Source organism: Enterococcus sp. R12, from assembly GCF_058135755.1.
The window spans coordinates 1,670,815-1,687,519 of sequence record NZ_CM176874.1; the positions used below are offsets into that span (position 1 = coordinate 1,670,815).

Below are 16,705 nucleotides of genomic sequence, written 5' to 3' on the forward strand. Positions count from 1 at the left end.
TGTTTTATTGTGCAAAATGATGATTAAAGGAAGTTATATAGATGAGAAAAAGAAAAACAATGGATGGCAATACGGCAGCAGCCTATATTTCCTATGCCTTTACGGAACTTGCGGCGATCTATCCGATAACCCCTAGTTCAACCATGGCTGAATTAGTGGATCAGTGGTCTGCTCAAGGAAAGCATAATCTTTTTGGGCAGCCGGTGAAAGTGGTTGAAATGCAATCTGAAGCAGGGGCGGCCGGTGTGGTTCACGGCTCATTAAAAACGGGCGCCTTAACGACGACCTATACGGCATCCCAGGGACTTTTATTAATGGTACCAAATATGTACAAGATTGCTGGGGAAATGCTGCCAGGCGTCTTTCATGTCGCCAGCCGAGCAGTGACCACCAATGCTTTGAATATTTTTGGAGATCATACCGATGTAATGGCCACCCGACAAACAGGCTTTGCTATGTTAGCGGAAAGCAGTGTCCAAGAAGTAATGGATTTAGCGCCAGTCGCTCATTTAGCAGCTATCGAAGCCAATATCCCATTTTTAAATTTTTTTGATGGGTTTCGGACCAGTCATGAGATTCAAAAAATAGAGGTCTTAGATTATGAGGAATTGGCACAGTTGGTCAATCATGAAAAATTGACTGCCTTTCGACAAAAAGCCATGAACCCGAATCACCCGACGACGAGTGGAACGAATCAAAATCCTGATATCCATTTTCAACAGCGGGAAACGATCAATCAGCATTATCAAACATTGCCTGAGATCGTTCGTTTTTACATGAAAAAAATCAATGCTTTAAGAGGAACCAACTATGATTTAGTGGATTATTATGGTGCTTCGGACGCCGAAGAAGTCATCGTTTCGATGGGGTCCTCGACGCAAACGATCCAGCAAACGGTGGATCATTTATGCGCTTCAGGCCGCAAGGTGGGGGTCTTGTCGATCCATTTGTATCGACCATTCCCACTAGAAGTCTTCTTAGAAAAACTGCCTGCTACCGTTAAAAGTATCGCTGTATTGGATCGCAGCAAAGAACCTGGTGCCAATGGCGAGTCTTTGCTTTTGGATGTGCAAAGTGCCATGTATGATGCAGCGATTCGGCCGACGATCATTGGTGGACGCTATGGTCTTGGGTCAAAAGATGTGACGCCTGATCAAATCGTTGCCGTTTATGACGAATTGCTCAAGCCAAAAGCGAGCCAAAAGAAACGCTTCACCATTGGGATCACGGATGATGTGACGCAATTGTCGTTGCCATCAAAGGGCACGCTAGATCTAACTGATCCATCCACCTTCCAAGCGAAATTCTGGGGATTCGGCTCTGACGGGACCGTCGGGGCAAATAAGTCAGCAATCAAAATCATCGGTGACCATACCGAAAAATATGTACAAGGCTATTTCCATTATGATTCGAAAAAATCTGGTGGTCTAACGGTTTCTCATCTGCGATTTGGGGACACCCCCATTCGTTCTACCTATTTGATCGAACACGCGGATTTCGTTGCGTGTCATACGCCTGCGTATTTGCATACGTATGATTTGCTGAAAGGACTCAAAAAAGGCGGAACCTTTTTATTAAATACGACCTGGTCACAAGAGCAAATCTTAAAAAATTTACCGAAGAAAATGAAACGTTATCTTGCTGAAAACGAGATCCGTTTTTATACCATTAACGCCATGCAGTTGGCAATGGAAGTCGGCTTAGGTGGGCGGATCAATACCGCGATGGAAACAGCCTTCTTTTACTTGGCAAACATCATTCCGACCGAGGAAATCTTGCCGATTTTAAAAGAAGAGGCGCTGAAAAGTTATCGGCACAAATCGATGGCGATCGTTGAAAAGAACCAAGCAGCCATCGATCGCACCATCGAATTATTACAAGAAATCCCTGTTCCAAGCAAGTGGGCAACGATCGAAGTACCGAAGAGGACATCCACTGCTACAACACAATTTGTGCGGGAAATCGTGGAACCCATCAACCGTCAAGAAGGCAACCAACTAAGCGTGGGTACCCTCGTACGAAATCAAATGACTGAAGGGGTGATCCCTGTCGGGACAACAGCGGTTGAGAAGCGGGGCATCGCTGTTGAAGTGCCCGAGTGGCTATCAGATCGCTGTACCATGTGCAATGAGTGTGCTTTTGTCTGTCCTCATGCGGCGATCCGTCCGTTTTTGGCAGATGAAGATGAATTAACCGAAGCACCTGAAGGCTTTATCGTCAGAGAGATGCGAGGCGCGAATGGGCAAAAATATCGAATTCAAGTTTCCGTTGAAGATTGTACAGGTTGCGGCCTTTGTGTGGAAGCATGTCCCGCCAAAGGGAAAGCTTTAACGATGCGTCCTTACGAAGAACAAAAAGAACAAGCTTTAAATTGGGCTTTTGCGATGACTTTACGTCAAAAAGAAAATCCAGCAAAACCAGGAACTGTTTTGGGCTCTCAATTCAATAAACCTTTGTTGGAGTTCTCTGGTGCTTGTGCGGGCTGTGGGGAAACCCCCTATGTGAAACTATTGACCCAAATGTTTGGTGATCGCATGATGATCGCCAATGCGACCGGCTGCTCTTCGATTTGGGGTGGAACCTCACCAGTATCCCCTTATACAACCAATCACTTAGGACAAGGGCCAGCTTGGTCAAACTCGTTGTTTGAAGACAATGCCGAATATGGCTATGGCATGTTCTTAGCCAACCAAACCCGACGGGAGAAATTAGCGGCCCAGCTGCAGTCGTTGAAAGCCAATGTATCAGAAGAATTGCAGGCTTTGATTGATGATTGGGACCTTCATCGAGAAGAAAGTGCTGGGACGCAACAGCGAGCAGCAAAATTGATCGCCGCCTTAGAAGCTGAAGCTGCCACAACACCTCAGCTGAACAAAATCTTGCAGGAGAAAGATTTGTTTGTTAAGCCAAGCCAATGGATGATAGGCGGTGACGGCTGGGCATATGATATTGGGTTTGGCGGTATCGATCATGTTCTCGCTTCTGGTGCAGACGTCAATATTCTCGTGTTAGATAATGAAGTCTATTCTAATACAGGGGGGCAAGTCTCTAAAGCGACACCGACTTCGGCCATTGCTAAATTCGCTGCGAGTGGCAAGTTTGTTTCCAAAAAAGATTTAGGAATGATGGCGATGACCTACGGACATGTCTATGTCGCACAAATCGCATCTGGTGCCAATCAAATGCAAACGATCAAAGCCTTTGAAGAAGCCGAGCGGTTCCCAGGACCGTCAATCATCATTGCCTATACGCCATGCATCACCCACGGTCTTGCAGGCGGAATGCGTCAATCCTTGAAAGAAGCACAAGAAGCAGTTGCATCGGGGTATTGGAGTCTCTACCACTATAACCCGCTGTTGACAGAAAAAGGGAAACAGCCAATGACACTCGACTTCAAAAAGCCAGCATTTGATCAAATGCCTGCCTTTATGCAGACACAAGTTCGATTTGCATCCTTGCAGTCTGCCAATCCGAATGCGGCGCAAGCATTGTTTGAAAAAACCGTTTCAGATGCGAAAACTCGTTTCTACAACTATGCCCGCTTAGCAGGTCAAGAAGAAAAAATACGAGCAAAGCTTGAAAAAAAGGTAAGTACTGATGCAGAACAACCAACGGCAGTAAAAACGGAGCGTGTACGAAGAGAAAAACAGCCGTTAAGCGAAGAACAGCTCGCTGAAAGAGCAGCACGGCGTGTAGCGCGCGCAAAGCGCCGTCAGCAAGAGTAATCGCTCGCTGAGGGATGGCCCTGAAAAACGGTTTGACCCGTTTTTTAGGGTCATTTGTTGTTTTTCCTAAGAAATGAGTGCAAGAAGCTCGTTTAGATGAAATCTTCTAAGACCTTTGACAAACAATGATTTCAGGATAATGGTAAACTAAGTAAAAGAGCTGTTTATTTTTTCAAAACTTTTTCATAAATTTGTTTTTTTTCAAATCTTTGAAGAGGTCCTATGTTATACTATTATCTGAAGTCTTAAGAATAAAGGAAGGCTGTTTATGTTGATAAATTTCAGGGATTTTTTTAATTTAGATTATTGGAGAGAATTGCTCTCATTTGATATATTTTCTTGGTCATTTTTAGTAAATGTTTTAGATGTGATCGTTGTTTGGTACTTGGTTTATAAGCTAATCCAGCTTGTGCGAGGAACAAAAGCGATCCAGTTGTTTAAAGGCGTCGGCCTATTCATTGTTCTAAGGTTTTTGGCAGGTATCGTAGGATTAAAGACGCTATCTTGGTTGATGGATCAAGTCATCACATATGGGGTGATCGCCGCGATTGTTATTTTCCAACCAGAAATTCGACGAGGGCTGGAGCATCTTGGCCGTAGCTCTTTCTTCAAGACTTCTAAGAATGAAAAACGACGGGATGAAGTGTTGGTCCAAGCGTTGGACAAAGCTGTTCAATATATGGCAAAACGAAAAATTGGTGCATTGATCACGATCGAACGGACGACGGGGTTAGAAGAATATATTGAAACGGGGATTCCTTTAGATGCGGACGTGACGGGCGAATTACTGATCAATATTTTTATTCCCAATACACCGCTACACGATGGTGCAGTCATCTTAAGAGATGATAAGATCGCTGTTGCTAGTGCCTACTTACCACTGTCAGAAAGTCCGTTGATTCCCAAAGAATTTGGGACGCGCCATCGAGCGGCTGTCGGGATTTCAGAAGTTAGTGATGCGTTGACCATTATCGTCTCAGAGGAGACGGGAGACGTCAGTATTACCCTGAATAATCGGATGCTTACTGAGCTTTCGCGACAAGAGTATCTCGACGTGTTGAATCGCGAATTAGTGCCAGAAGAAAAGCCTGGTAAACGCAACTTGCTGCAATCTTTCTTTGAAGGGGTCAACAAAGGAGGAAGAAAATGATCAAGAAAGAACGTCGTCAAAACGTATTTTATGGTATACTAGCGCTGTTCTTTAGTCTGGTTCTGTTTTTCATCGCCAGCGGATCAAGCCTGCAAGTCAACCTTGCAGGAACTTCAAATCCTTATGAGGAAGAGATCGATAATGTACCGATTCAGACCACCTATGACACAGATGAATACTTTATCCAAGGATTTGAAACAACAGTAGACGTGACTTTGTCTAGTCGAAATCGGGTGCAATTGAATGCTGAACGTAGCGAGGAAACGCGGAGCTTTCGAGTAGTTGCTGATTTGACTGGACTTGATGAAGGAACCCATGAGGTCCCTTTAGAAGTGAAAAATCTTAGCTCAAGTGTGACAGCCGAAATCGAACCCAAAACCGTCACTGTGACGATCGAGAAAAAAGTCACCCAAACGTTTACCGTTGAGCCAGTCATCTCGACTGATGGAGCAACGAGTGGTTACGGCGTTGATTCAATGAGTGTTGAACCGCAAGAAGTAGAGATCACTACTGGCGACAAGACACTGGCAGAAATTGACCGAGTGGTAGCGATCGTGAATCCAGATGATATTACTGGCGATTCGATCACGGTGGATGGAACGATCGAGGCTTGGGATAGTGAAAACAATCCTTTAGCGATCATTCCTGAGCCAGATTCGGTCGATGTGGCATTGATGATGGAAGCACCAAGCAAAGAAATTGAATTGTTTGTCACTCAACAGGGGACAACACCAGATGGGATCTCTCATTACATCTACCGGATGAGTAGTATCAGTGCGGTGCTAACAGGACCACAAAGTATTTTGGATGAGACCCAGCAGATCGGTGTCCCAGTGGATGTTAGTGAGATCACAACCACGACCGAACGGACAGTAACGATTCCAGTACCAGAGGGAACAACGATCAATCCAACAGTAGTGACGATCCAAATCACTCCGGTTGCAGAAACAACTACTGAGAATCAATCAAACAATGATGGCGATGAAGCAACGAACAGTGCGAATTCTCAAGCCAATTCTTCGACAGTCGACACGACGCAAGAACAAACAGAGAATTCCGCAAGCAGCACGACGACAAGCAGTTCTTAGTCGTTTGACTTTAGAGAATGAATAAGAGAGGTTATTAAAATGGGAAAATATTTTGGTACTGATGGTGTTAGAGGAGAAGCGAACAAGGAGCTGACACCTGAATTAGCATTTAAATTAGGTCGTTACGGCGGCTATGTATTAAGTCAGCATGAAACTGGGGACCGCCGTCCCCGTGTTTTGGTGGGACGGGACACACGGATTTCTGGACAGATGCTAGAAAATGCATTGATCGCTGGACTATTATCTGTCGGGATCGAGGTATTCCAATTGGGTGTTATTTCTACACCGGGTGTTGCGTACTTGACGAAAGTGCAAAAAGCGAGTGCAGGTGTAATGATCTCTGCCTCTCACAATCCTGCACAAGACAATGGCATCAAGTTTTTCGGGAATGATGGCTTTAAATTAGTCGATGAACAAGAAGCTGAAATTGAAGCATTACTTGATGCGCCGGAAGACACACTTCCACGTCCTTCTGCCGATGGCTTAGGAACGGTGGATGAGTTTCCAGAAGGGTTGTTGAAATACTCTCAATTTCTACGTCAAACGATTCCTGATGATTTGGAAGGAATCACGGTGTGTGTTGATGCAGCAAATGGCGCAACAGCAACAAGTGTCAATCGTTTGTTTGCCGATCTAGAAACAGAATTCTTCACAATGGGGACGTCTCCAGACGGGTTGAACATTAATGATGGTGTGGGATCGACTCACCCTGAAGCGTTAGCTGAATTTGTCGTTGAAAAAGGGGCGGATGCTGGTCTTGCGTTTGATGGAGATGGTGATCGGGTCATCGCAGTAGATGAACTAGGAAACATCGTTGATGGCGATAAAATCATGTATATCTGTGCGAAATATTTAGCGGAGCAAAAGCGCTTGAACCAAGGAACGATCGTGACAACAGTCATGAGCAATTTAGGGTTCCATAAAGCAGTGGAAGCAATTGGACTGAAAGATGTCATCACACAAGTCGGTGACCGTTATGTCGTCGAAGAAATGCGTAAAAACGATTATAATTTTGGTGGCGAGCAATCAGGTCACATGATTTTCTTAGATTTCAATACGACAGGTGACGGTTTGCTATCAGGAATTCAACTATTGAATATCATGAAACAAACGGGCAAGAAACTGTCGGAATTAGCAGGAGAGGTAACAATCTATCCACAAAAACTTGTCAACATTCGAGTGACAGATAAAAATGGCGCGATGGATGTTCCAGCTATCCGTAAAATCGTGGAAGAGACAGAAGCAGAAATGAACGGCGAAGGCCGTATCTTGGTTCGTCCTTCAGGAACAGAACCATTGCTTCGGGTGATGGCAGAAGCGCCAACCATTGAAAAAGTCGATTACTATGTAGAAAAAATCGCAGCGGTCGTTCGAGAGGAAATCGGTGCGGAATAAATAAAGAAGTAAGACGACCAAAGGATGTCTTTGGTCGTCTTTTTTGTCTACTTACCAGCAAGAAGCCAACTTGCGAATTAGAGAAACTTGTCAACGATTTTGTCGGCAACGCTTAACAGAGGAGACGCAGTGGGCAAGCCTTGCGAAGGATAGTTGCTTTTAAAAGTCTTTTCGGATTTGTTGTGCAGTAGACAAGAAAAAAAGAACCCCTATGAACGATCGAGTCATCGAACGAGGAGTTCTTTTTATTATACAGAAGATAACCAATTCGGTTTCAATCTTTTAAAAAACTTATTCAACGGTAACGGATTTTGCTAAGTTTCTTGGTTTATCAACGTCGAATCCGCGCTGTAAAGTGGCAAAGTAAGCCAGCAGCTGTGTTGGAACGACTGCCACTAAGCTTGTTACCAATGGGTGAACGTTTGGTAAAATGATTTGATCAGTCGCTTTTGCTAATTCTTGGCTAACGATCACAAGGGTATGAGCCCCACGAGATTCGACTTCTTTCAAATTGCCTCGCGTATGAGAGCCGGTCACTTCTTCCGTGATCACACCGATCACTGGTGTACCTTCTTCGATCAACGCGATGGTGCCGTGTTTTAATTCACCAGCCGCAAAGCCTTCCGCTTGGATATAAGAAATTTCTTTTAATTTCAATGCCGCTTCCATCGATACATAGTAATCATTTCCACGTCCAATGTAAAACGCATTACGGGTTTCGGAAAGGAAATCCTCAGCAAATTGACTGATAACAGCTTTTTCATCCACTAAAGCCTCCATTGCAGAAGCAACGATGCTTAGTTCATGGAAAACATCAAAGTCCAATGCTTCAGGAACAGCTTTTTCATCACCAATGGCTTTTGCTAATAACGTCATCACTGCGATCTGTGCAGTATACGCCTTTGTAGAGGCAACAGCGATTTCTGGACCAGCATGAAGCAATAAGGTATGGTTCGCTTCTCGAGAAAGAGTAGAACCAGCAACGTTGGTAATCGTCAGACTAGGAAGACCTAACTGGTTGATCGTCACTAATACTTGACGGCTATCTGCCGTTTCACCACTTTGTGATAAGAACAAGAAGAAGGGGTTTGCTGACAACAATGGCATGTTGTAGCCAAACTCACTAGATAAATGAACCTCAACAGGGATCTGTGTTAGTTTTTCTAAAATGGCTTTTGCTGCCCAGCCCGCATGATTGCTAGTACCACAAGCAATGATGTAGATCCGATCGCTAGCTAAAAGTTCGTTTTTTAACGCTGGATCGATCACTACTTCACCAGATTCTCCTTGATATTCTTGAATCAAGCGGCGCATCACAGTTGGTTGATCATCGATTTCTTTTAACATGTAGTAAGGGTATGTTCCTTTTTCGATGTCAGTCAGATCTAGTTGTGCTTCATAAGACTCACGGTACACAAGGTTTCCTTTTGGATCTTCAATTTCGATCGCATCGGCTGTTACGGTCACCATTTCGCCATCTTCGATCTCAACAAAGTGAGTCGTTTGATCGAGCATTGCTAAGGCATCGCTGCAGATGACATTGAACCCATCTCCCAAACCGATCAATAAAGGACTTTTGTTTTTGGCAACATAAATGGTTTCTGGATCATTTTTTTCTACTAAGGCAAAGGCATAAGAGCCGCGAATCAAGGACAAAGCTTTTTTAAAGGCTGCTTTGGTCGTGCTGTTGTCTTGCTCCTTCAATGCTTCAATCAAATGAACAACGATTTCCGTATCTGTTTGACCTTCAAATTGGTGGTTGCTTAAATATTCTTGATGAAGCTCTTCAAAGTTTTCTATCACACCGTTATGAACCAACACGAGTGCTTGGTTTGCTGAAGTGTGAGGATGAGCGTTCATTTCTGATGGCTTGCCGTGGGTCGCCCAACGGGTATGTCCGATACCGATCGTTCCTGTTACTTCAGAAGTCACTTTTTCTTCCAAGTTTTTGATTCTTCCTTGGGCTTTAATTAAGTGATCCGAAGTCCGATCAGCGACATAAAGACCTGCTGAGTCATAGCCGCGATACTCTAAGCGTTCCAATCCGTTCAAAATAATTCGTTCTGCATTTGATTTTCCTACGATTCCTACAATTCCACACATAATGATAATCCTACTTTCAAAAAATTTAGTTTGGCATTATGTATTTCTATCTGCGTAGCAAGTCTTTGTCATCACCTTACGATGAGATTTGTTCTTGCCTGTAGAGTGCAGTCCCTAGAGTCATCCGCCGAATATTTCGATAAACTCTTTCCTCGTCATCTGTTTCCAGATCAGGCGCTATCCTTATTGGTCTATCTATCCTCCTTGTGAGATATTTTATAGAAATACAAGCAATATCATAATATTTATTCCTGTTTCTGTCAACTCAAAGTTATATAAAAATAATTGGTATAGTTATTGGTAAGGTTGGTTTGAACCTGTTTAAAGGAAATCAAAACAGCTGACATAGCTTTGTCGAATAAGATTCCCAAGAAATTTCCTCATAAAGCTATGCTTTTTTTTTTAAGTTCGCTACAATAAAAAAGTAAGAAAGTGAGGGAATGAAATGCCAGAATTTGTAAATTGTATGACTTTTTCAGAGCTAAAGAAAATGGTAGCTGCGATAGAAAAAGATCCTAATGTCACAGATGAAACAAAGGTCATGTTGGATACGGGCTGGGACAGCTTGCAAGAAATTTTGCCTGGATCAGTCACCGTGGAAACCGCGCAAACATTCGAAGTCCAGGATGAACTGACAAAGGAATTTTTTGGTGGCTACGTCTTAGCTGAAAAAAGCGAGAAATTTGATGCGGTTGGAGACGAAGAAGCAGTGATCGTCATCAAAAATCTATACTAAAAATGGGAAAGGTGAAAAGTTAGGTGGGAAAATGAATAAAAGAAGATGGATCGCAGCGGCGATCGCAGCAGGGTTATTTATCTGCTCGGGGGTTTTTTCAGTAATCACAAATCGTCCAGAGCAAGAGGAAACTCAGACGCTACAAGGGTTAAATGCTTTGTTCTATGGAAGTAATGCGATCGAAGAGACAACGTTAGTTGCCGGAGATCAAGACAATCGTATTGTTCGCTTATCTTTAGAAGGAACCATCGCCAGCAGCTCCAGTGGTGGCTTATTCACAACAGAATCTTATGATCATCAGCGATTTTTAGAAGAACTACGGATGATCCAAGAAGATCCAACTATTGGGGGCATCTTGATGGAAGTCAATACCCCAGGAGGCGGCGTCTATGAAAGTGCGGAGATCGCTCGTGAGTTAGCAAAAATCAAAGAGTTAGGGATTCCAATGTATGTCAGTATGAAAAACATGGCAGCCAGTGGCGGTTATTATATCTCGGCAGGTGCTGATAAAATTTTTGCAACGGATGAAACCATTACTGGTTCAATCGGGGTGATCATGTCAGGGCTAAACTATGCTGGCTTATTCGAAAAGCTAGGGATCGAAGACAATACGTATAAAAGTGGCGCACTAAAAGATGTAGGTTCATCAACGAGAGAACCCACAGAAGCCGACAAGGAAGTCTTGCAGACCTATGTCGACAATGCCTATGGTCGGTTCGTAAAAATCGTAGCAGAAGGACGTGGCATGACAGAAGAAGCCGTTAGAAAGATCGCTGATGGCCGCATCTATGATGGGCAGCAAGCAGTGTCCGTTGGTTTAGTGGATGAAATCGGTTTTCCTGAAGATACATTAGCAGCAATGCAAGCAGATCTAGGCTTGGAAGATGCCGAGATTTTCAGCTATGATGTTTCCTCTACTGGATTTGCTTCTACTTGGTTAGGTTCAAGTTTAGCCGAACTGCAAGGATTAAAAGAATCAAACACAGAGCGAGTGATCCAATTGATGGAAAGCCTTGGAACCAGCGATGCTCCGAAACCTCTTTATTACTATGGAGGTGAATGACTATGACAGAGAAAAACAAGTATTCCGCTGGCACATCGTCAACGGATGACAATCACACAAGTACGTCAATCGATCAAAGGGAACAGCGGGAAACCTCGACACCGTCAACCGGTCATACGGATGTGCCAACTGAAGCGCAGGTTTCAGAAACAACCGAACCAGTAACTGCCAACAAAGCGATGAGGAACGCACAAGTAAATCATCCCGATGATTTTTACCAACAAGTCTTGACGTCTTTTAAGGAAGAAGAGTATACCCAAAGCGAGATCGAGGAAAAACAACAAGCCTGGCAACGGTATGAAGAACCTGAAAAACAGGCAGAAGACAAACGGTTCTTCAATGATTTTCCTAGCTACTTTTTTGCTGGGTTTTGGATTCGTTTCTTTGCTTATCTCGTTGATGTGTTGGTGATCCGAGCGATTACCCAAATAACGATCGGTAGTATCTACAATCTAGCGAATTTAACGGCAACCAATCAGCGGTTTGGCCTTTACAACATCTGTGCCTTAGCAATCTATCTAGGCTATTTTGTTCTAATGACAAAGCTAAATCATGGTCAAACGATTGGAAAAATGCTTTTTGGCATTCGAGTGGTTTCTTTTGTAGAGGAAGAACTCAGCTGGCAAACTGTGTTGATTCGCGAGCTTTGCGGACGCTACGTATTACAATTCAATCTTTTCTTTTATCTTGGTTATTTACCGATCGCCTTTAATAAAAATAAGCAGCAGGCTGCGGATTATTTTGCAGAAACCAGTGTGGTGACCATTAATCTGATCAAAGCTTTCAATAAACAAGTGGATGCCAATCACGTAATGATTGGCGCACAAAACTAACTAGCAGATCAAGCAAGTAGTAAAGGAGGGATCGAGAATGGGTGAGACGATTGCTTTCCCAGGACCAAATGAACGGCTTCGGCTGGCGGCAGAAAAAGCCTACCAGTCAAAGGAGTTTTTGCAAGCTTTCCGCCTGTACAATGAACTCTATCAAAAAAATGCCAGTTTTGAGATCAATCAATGGCTGGTTGAATGTCTGCAGCAGTTGAATGATTTTGCCAAAGCGTTAGATCTGGCGGAAGACTATTTGGATGATTATCTAAAAGAAACCGACGGGTATTTACAAATTGGTCATCTGCTGATCTTGGATGGTCAGTATTTAAAAGCTCGGCGCTGGCTTACATTAGGTAAAAAAACAAAAATTGCAAGCCGCTATCAGGAACAGTTAGCAAGTGAATTAGCAAAGGTAGAAGAAGTTCAGCAAATTTTAGGACTGGAAGATTTTCATGGGAAACGCAAGCATTTACGTGCATTAGATGAAGCCAATCAACCGGTGAGTGCAACAGAATGGCACGTTTTTACCCAAGCCATTACCAAACCACAATTTGTCACGCTGATGCATGAAACGTTAGCTTCCATCAAAAATCCATATTTACTGCCCAAATTAGTGGATGAGCTCGTGCGTCTTGAAGTGGACGAACCTTTTGAACTGATCGATTACCTTGGGAATATGCAGCAAATCGTTCCGAAAGAGTTAAAACTTTTGCAAGAAGATGCCGCTGTTAAAGCAATCCAGAAAGAGATTGACGAAACGATCGCCCAAGAAGATCCGATTTTAGCAGAAAGCGTCTCAGCAGAAATCAATGATCATTTAGCCATCAGCTACCCATTTTTGCCTGCAAAAGAGGAGGCAAAAGCATGGGTGGCAAGCTACATTGAAGATTATCGTGGGTTATTTGAAGAAAAAGAACAGCTAAAAGCAGCGAATGAAATAGAAGAACGCAAACGACACCTACGCAATATCCTACGATTGAGCATTCGCTGAAAGAAAAATTCGCAACTTTCATGGTAAAATGTTTACAATTAAACAACGTTAGTGTACTATTTAAAGGTATGCATGAAGCTATTTCATATGTAAATCAATTAATATTCGGAGGGAAATAAATGACTGCAAAATGGGAAAAAACAGGCACCAATGATGGTGTTTTGACATTTACGATCGCTCAAGCAGAAATCCAAAAAGGCTTGACGACTGCATTCAATAAAGTGAAAGGCAATCTTAACGTACCTGGCTTCCGTAAAGGGAAAGTTTCACGCCAAGTATTTAACCGTATGTACGGCGAAGAAGCGTTGTATGAAGATGCATTGAACGCTGTTCTTCCAGAAGCTTATGAAGCTGCTGTAAAAGAAGCAGGGATCGATCCTGTTGCGCAACCAAAAATCGACGTTGACAGCATGGAAAAAGGCCAAGATTGGGTTATCAAAGCAGAAGTTACTGTAAAACCTGAAGTAAAACTTGGTGATTACAAAGAATTAACAGTTGAAAAACAAGACCGCGAAGTAACAGAAGAAGACGTGGATGCACGCATCAAACGTGAACAAGAAGCACAAGCTGAATTAGTTATCAAAGAAGACGAAGCAGCTGAAAATGGCGACACAGTCGTTATCGACTTTGAAGGCTTCTTAGGAGAAGAAACATTTGAAGGCGGCAAAGGTGAAAACTACTCACTCGAACTTGGCTCAAACTCATTCATCCCTGGTTTTGAAGAACAATTAGTAGGAACAAAAGCTGGTGATAGCAAAGACGTTACCGTTACTTTCCCAGAAGATTATCAAGCAGAAGATTTAGCTGGTAAAGAAGCAGTCTTCAAAGTAACTGTTCACGAAGTAAAAGCAAAAGAACTTCCTGAATTAGATGATGAATTCGCAAAAGACGTTGATGACAGCGTTGAATCATTAGCTGAATTAAAAGAAAAATACCGTGCTGAATTGACTGAAACAAAAGAAAAAGCAGCTGAAGATGCAAAAGATGAAGCTGCGATTCGTCAAGCAGTTGAAAACGCAGAAATCGTTGAATTACCACATTCAATGGTTCATGATGAAGTACACCGTTCAATGGATGAATTCTTGAACAACATGCAACGTCAAGGAATCTCACCAGAAATGTATTATCAATTAACTGGTTCAACTGAAGCAGATCTGCACACACAATTTGAAGGTGAAGCAGAAACCCGCGTGAAAACAAACCTTGTTATTGAAGCAATCGCTAAAGCAGAAGGTTTGGAAGCAACAGAAGAAGATATCGAAAACGAAATCAAAGAACTTTCTGAAGCTTACAACATGCCAGTGGATCAAATCAAACGCGTCTTAACAGAAGACATGTTGAAACATGATATCACGATGAAGAAAGCAGTTGAACTTGTCACAGGTACTGCAAAAGAAGCGTAAGCAAAATGCTTAAAAACGGCGAACATCTAGCGGTGTTTGCCGTTTTTTCTTGGGAGTAAGAGGGGCTAGTTTAACAATTACTAACAAATGATAAGAAAACGTTAGGCAACGTAAAAAGAACTTTTTCTTTCAAAAAAGTTATGATATGATTGTTTAAGACTGCAAAGTTAGTAAACAAAATTCCACTCCTTTAAATAGGTTGGAAAATTTTCAAGGGGTGAACAGTATGTACGATAATACAAACGGTAATGAAGCTGTTCGTTGTTCTTTTTGTGGCAAAACGCAAGAAGAGGTGAAAAAGATCGTTGCAGGTCCTGGGGTCTATATCTGTAATGAATGCATCGATTTGTGTAAAGAAATCATTGATGAAGAGTTTTACGAAGAAGCAATTCGTGAATTTACCGAAGTGCCGAAACCGCAAGAACTACTGAATGTTCTCAATGAATATGTGATTGGACAAGATCGTGCGAAACGGACATTGGCTGTAGCGGTTTACAATCACTATAAACGGGTCAATGTAGAAACGACAGCAGAAGATGTAGAATTACAAAAAAGCAATATTTGCTTGATCGGACCAACAGGTTCTGGGAAAACATTTTTAGCACAAACGTTAGCACGTTCACTAAACGTGCCTTTTGCAATCGCTGATGCAACCAGTTTGACAGAAGCCGGCTATGTCGGTGAAGATGTGGAAAACATTCTTTTGAAACTGTTACAAGCTGCTGATTATAACGTAGAAATGGCAGAAAAAGGAATCATCTATATTGATGAGATCGATAAAATCGCCCGTAAGAGTGAAAATGTATCGATTACTCGTGACGTATCCGGTGAAGGCGTGCAGCAAGCATTGCTGAAGATCCTAGAAGGAACGACTGCTAGTGTACCGCCACAAGGTGGACGGAAACATCCACATCAAGAGATGATCCAAATTGATACCACCAATATTCTCTTTATCGTTGGCGGGGCGTTTGACGGAATCGAAACCATCGTTAAAAACCGTTTAGGTGAAAAAACAATTGGTTTTGGCACGAACAATAAGCGCCTTGAAGAAGGCGAAAGCGTGATGCAGCAAATCATTCCTGAAGACTTGCTTAAATTCGGTTTGATTCCTGAATTTATTGGCCGCTTGCCAGTGATGGCTGCGCTAGAGAAATTAACAGTAGATGATTTAGTGCATATTTTGACTGAACCAAAAAATGCGCTGGTCAAACAATACCAAAAGTTAATGGCATTAGATGACACCGAGCTGGAATTTGAGCCAGAGGCTTTGCGTGCCATTGCTGCGCAAGCCATTGAGCGAAATACCGGTGCTCGTGGGTTGCGTTCGATCATCGAGAATATCATGATGGATGTCATGTTCAATGTCCCTTCTGATGAGTCGATCCAAAAAGTCACCATCACGGAAGAAGCGGCAAAAGGACTTGGTGAACCAAAAATCATTTACAATGAAGAGACCAAAAAAGCAGTCTAATCGAGACCAAGTCGGATAGTTTCATTGCTATCCGGCTTTCTTTTTGAAAAAATAGAAAGGAGCGATTCGATGAAAGTACATGATGCTGAAATCGTCATCAGTGCCGTTTCTCCAGCACAATATCCAGCTACACCTTTACCGGAGATTGCCTTAGCAGGCCGCTCAAATGTCGGAAAGTCATCCTTCATCAATACATTGATCAATCGTAAAAATTTAGCCCGTACCTCATCAAAACCTGGGAAGACGCAAACGCTGAACTTTTATTTGATTGAAAATACGTTGCATTTTGTCGATGTCCCCGGCTACGGCTATGCAAAAGTATCGAAAACAGAGCGAGCGAAATGGGGGAAAATGATTGAGACATATCTTGAACAAAGAGAGCAGCTGCGTGCAGTCGTATCTCTTGTTGATTTGCGTCATGCCCCCTCACAAGAAGATATTCAAATGTATGAGTTTTTGAAATACTACGAGATTCCAGTGATCGTGGTCGCCACCAAAGCAGACAAAATCCCTCGTGGGAAATGGAACAAGCATGAAAGCATGATCAAAAAAGCATTATCCTTTGATCCAGCAGATACGTTTATCCTCTTTTCTTCCATTACCAAACAAGGAAAAGAAGAAGCGTGGAAAGCGATTGAAGCAGCAATAAAATAATTATCATTTAGGAAACCGAAGCAAGAAAGTCCTTTGCTTCGGTTTTTCTCATTTTACAGTGGAAATCAGCTGATTTAAGCTACTCTACGCAGCGTAGAG

Annotated in this window: 12 protein-coding genes; 11 read left to right on the forward strand and 1 reads right to left on the reverse strand. The window is 42.8% G+C overall.

The annotated features are described in order from the left end of the window. Positions 1–41: 41 nt before the first annotated feature. From nifJ to glmM, 4 genes are all read left to right on the forward strand, one after another. Positions 42–3,725 carry a pyruvate:ferredoxin (flavodoxin) oxidoreductase gene (gene nifJ, locus ACTW1R_RS07700; RefSeq protein WP_271812996.1) on the forward strand — a complete coding sequence of 1,228 codons (3,684 nt, stop codon included), beginning with the start codon at positions 42–44 and terminating at the stop codon, positions 3,723–3,725. A 268-nt stretch (positions 3,726–3,993) separates the two neighbouring features. Further along, entirely contained in the window at positions 3,994–4,875 is an 882-nt protein-coding gene (gene cdaA, locus ACTW1R_RS07705) for a diadenylate cyclase CdaA (RefSeq protein ID WP_005235688.1), read from the forward strand. Beyond that, the gene (locus tag ACTW1R_RS07710) at positions 4,872–5,963 is read left to right on the forward strand and encodes a CdaR family protein (protein WP_005225958.1); all 1,092 of its coding nucleotides are present in this window, start codon (positions 4,872–4,874) and stop codon (positions 5,961–5,963) included. The genes cdaA and ACTW1R_RS07710 overlap by 4 nt, the downstream gene beginning before the upstream one ends. A 39-nt stretch (positions 5,964–6,002) precedes the next feature. Then, positions 6,003–7,358, forward strand: coding sequence for a phosphoglucosamine mutase (gene glmM / locus ACTW1R_RS07715; protein ID WP_005225959.1), 1,356 nt, complete (start codon positions 6,003–6,005; stop codon positions 7,356–7,358). A gap of 291 nt (positions 7,359–7,649) precedes the next feature. Here glmM and glmS read toward each other — a convergent pair whose 3' ends face one another. After that, positions 7,650–9,461, reverse strand: a complete 1,812-nt coding sequence (gene glmS / locus ACTW1R_RS07720; protein ID WP_074934005.1) for a glutamine--fructose-6-phosphate transaminase (isomerizing) — start codon at positions 9,459–9,461, stop codon at positions 7,650–7,652. A gap of 445 nt (positions 9,462–9,906) precedes the next feature. Here glmS and ACTW1R_RS07725 point away from each other — a divergent pair, with 445 nt between their 5' ends. The 7 genes from ACTW1R_RS07725 to yihA all read left to right on the forward strand — a co-directional run bounded on the left by ACTW1R_RS07725 (position 9,907) and on the right by yihA (position 16,606). Next, a complete protein-coding gene (locus ACTW1R_RS07725) occupies positions 9,907–10,197 on the forward strand; it encodes a hypothetical protein (RefSeq protein ID WP_005225961.1) in 291 nt (96 codons plus the stop codon). Positions 10,198–10,228: 31 nt separating this feature from the next. Continuing rightward, positions 10,229–11,260, forward strand: coding sequence for a signal peptide peptidase SppA (gene sppA, locus ACTW1R_RS07730; RefSeq protein ID WP_005225962.1), 1,032 nt, complete (start codon positions 10,229–10,231; stop codon positions 11,258–11,260). A gap of 2 nt (positions 11,261–11,262) precedes the next feature. After that, positions 11,263–12,093 (forward strand): RDD family protein, encoded by an 831-nt coding sequence (locus ACTW1R_RS07735; protein ID WP_167821808.1) that lies wholly within the window; start codon positions 11,263–11,265, stop codon positions 12,091–12,093. 37 nt (positions 12,094–12,130) lie between these two features. Further along, the gene (locus tag ACTW1R_RS07740) at positions 12,131–13,078 is read left to right on the forward strand and encodes a hypothetical protein (protein WP_167821809.1); all 948 of its coding nucleotides are present in this window, start codon (positions 12,131–12,133) and stop codon (positions 13,076–13,078) included. A gap of 119 nt (positions 13,079–13,197) precedes the next feature. Then, the gene (tig, locus tag ACTW1R_RS07745; protein ID WP_005225965.1) at positions 13,198–14,481 is read left to right on the forward strand and encodes a trigger factor; all 1,284 of its coding nucleotides are present in this window, start codon (positions 13,198–13,200) and stop codon (positions 14,479–14,481) included. 226 nt (positions 14,482–14,707) lie between these two features. Further along, entirely contained in the window at positions 14,708–15,952 is a 1,245-nt protein-coding gene (clpX, locus tag ACTW1R_RS07750; RefSeq protein ID WP_010748174.1) for an ATP-dependent Clp protease ATP-binding subunit ClpX, read from the forward strand. A 69-nt stretch (positions 15,953–16,021) separates the two neighbouring features. Then, positions 16,022–16,606, forward strand: coding sequence for a ribosome biogenesis GTP-binding protein YihA/YsxC (gene yihA, locus ACTW1R_RS07755; RefSeq protein ID WP_005225967.1), 585 nt, complete (start codon positions 16,022–16,024; stop codon positions 16,604–16,606). The last annotated feature ends 99 nt before the right edge of the window (positions 16,607–16,705 follow it).

Bases quoted from the DNA above. Each gene is read 5' to 3' on its own strand.
- sppA (WP_005225962.1), top strand. From the start codon at position 10,229: ATGAATAAAAGAAGATGGATCGCAGCGGCGATCGCAGCAGGGTTATTT.
- tig (WP_005225965.1), top strand. From the start codon at position 13,198: ATGACTGCAAAATGGGAAAAAACAGGCACCAATGATGGTGTTTTGACA.
- ACTW1R_RS07725 (WP_005225961.1), top strand. From the start codon at position 9,907: ATGCCAGAATTTGTAAATTGTATGACTTTTTCAGAGCTAAAGAAAATG.
- ACTW1R_RS07710 (WP_005225958.1), top strand. From the start codon at position 4,872: ATGATCAAGAAAGAACGTCGTCAAAACGTATTTTATGGTATACTAGCG.
- ACTW1R_RS07735 (WP_167821808.1), top strand. From the start codon at position 11,263: ATGACAGAGAAAAACAAGTATTCCGCTGGCACATCGTCAACGGATGAC.
- yihA (WP_005225967.1), top strand. From the start codon at position 16,022: ATGAAAGTACATGATGCTGAAATCGTCATCAGTGCCGTTTCTCCAGCA.
- ACTW1R_RS07740 (WP_167821809.1), top strand. From the start codon at position 12,131: ATGGGTGAGACGATTGCTTTCCCAGGACCAAATGAACGGCTTCGGCTG.
- glmM (WP_005225959.1), top strand. From the start codon at position 6,003: ATGGGAAAATATTTTGGTACTGATGGTGTTAGAGGAGAAGCGAACAAG.
- clpX (WP_010748174.1), top strand. From the start codon at position 14,708: ATGTACGATAATACAAACGGTAATGAAGCTGTTCGTTGTTCTTTTTGT.
- glmS (WP_074934005.1), bottom strand. From the start codon at position 9,461: ATGTGTGGAATTGTAGGAATCGTAGGAAAATCAAATGCAGAACGAATT.
- nifJ (WP_271812996.1), top strand. From the start codon at position 42: ATGAGAAAAAGAAAAACAATGGATGGCAATACGGCAGCAGCCTATATT.
- cdaA (WP_005235688.1), top strand. From the start codon at position 3,994: ATGTTGATAAATTTCAGGGATTTTTTTAATTTAGATTATTGGAGAGAA.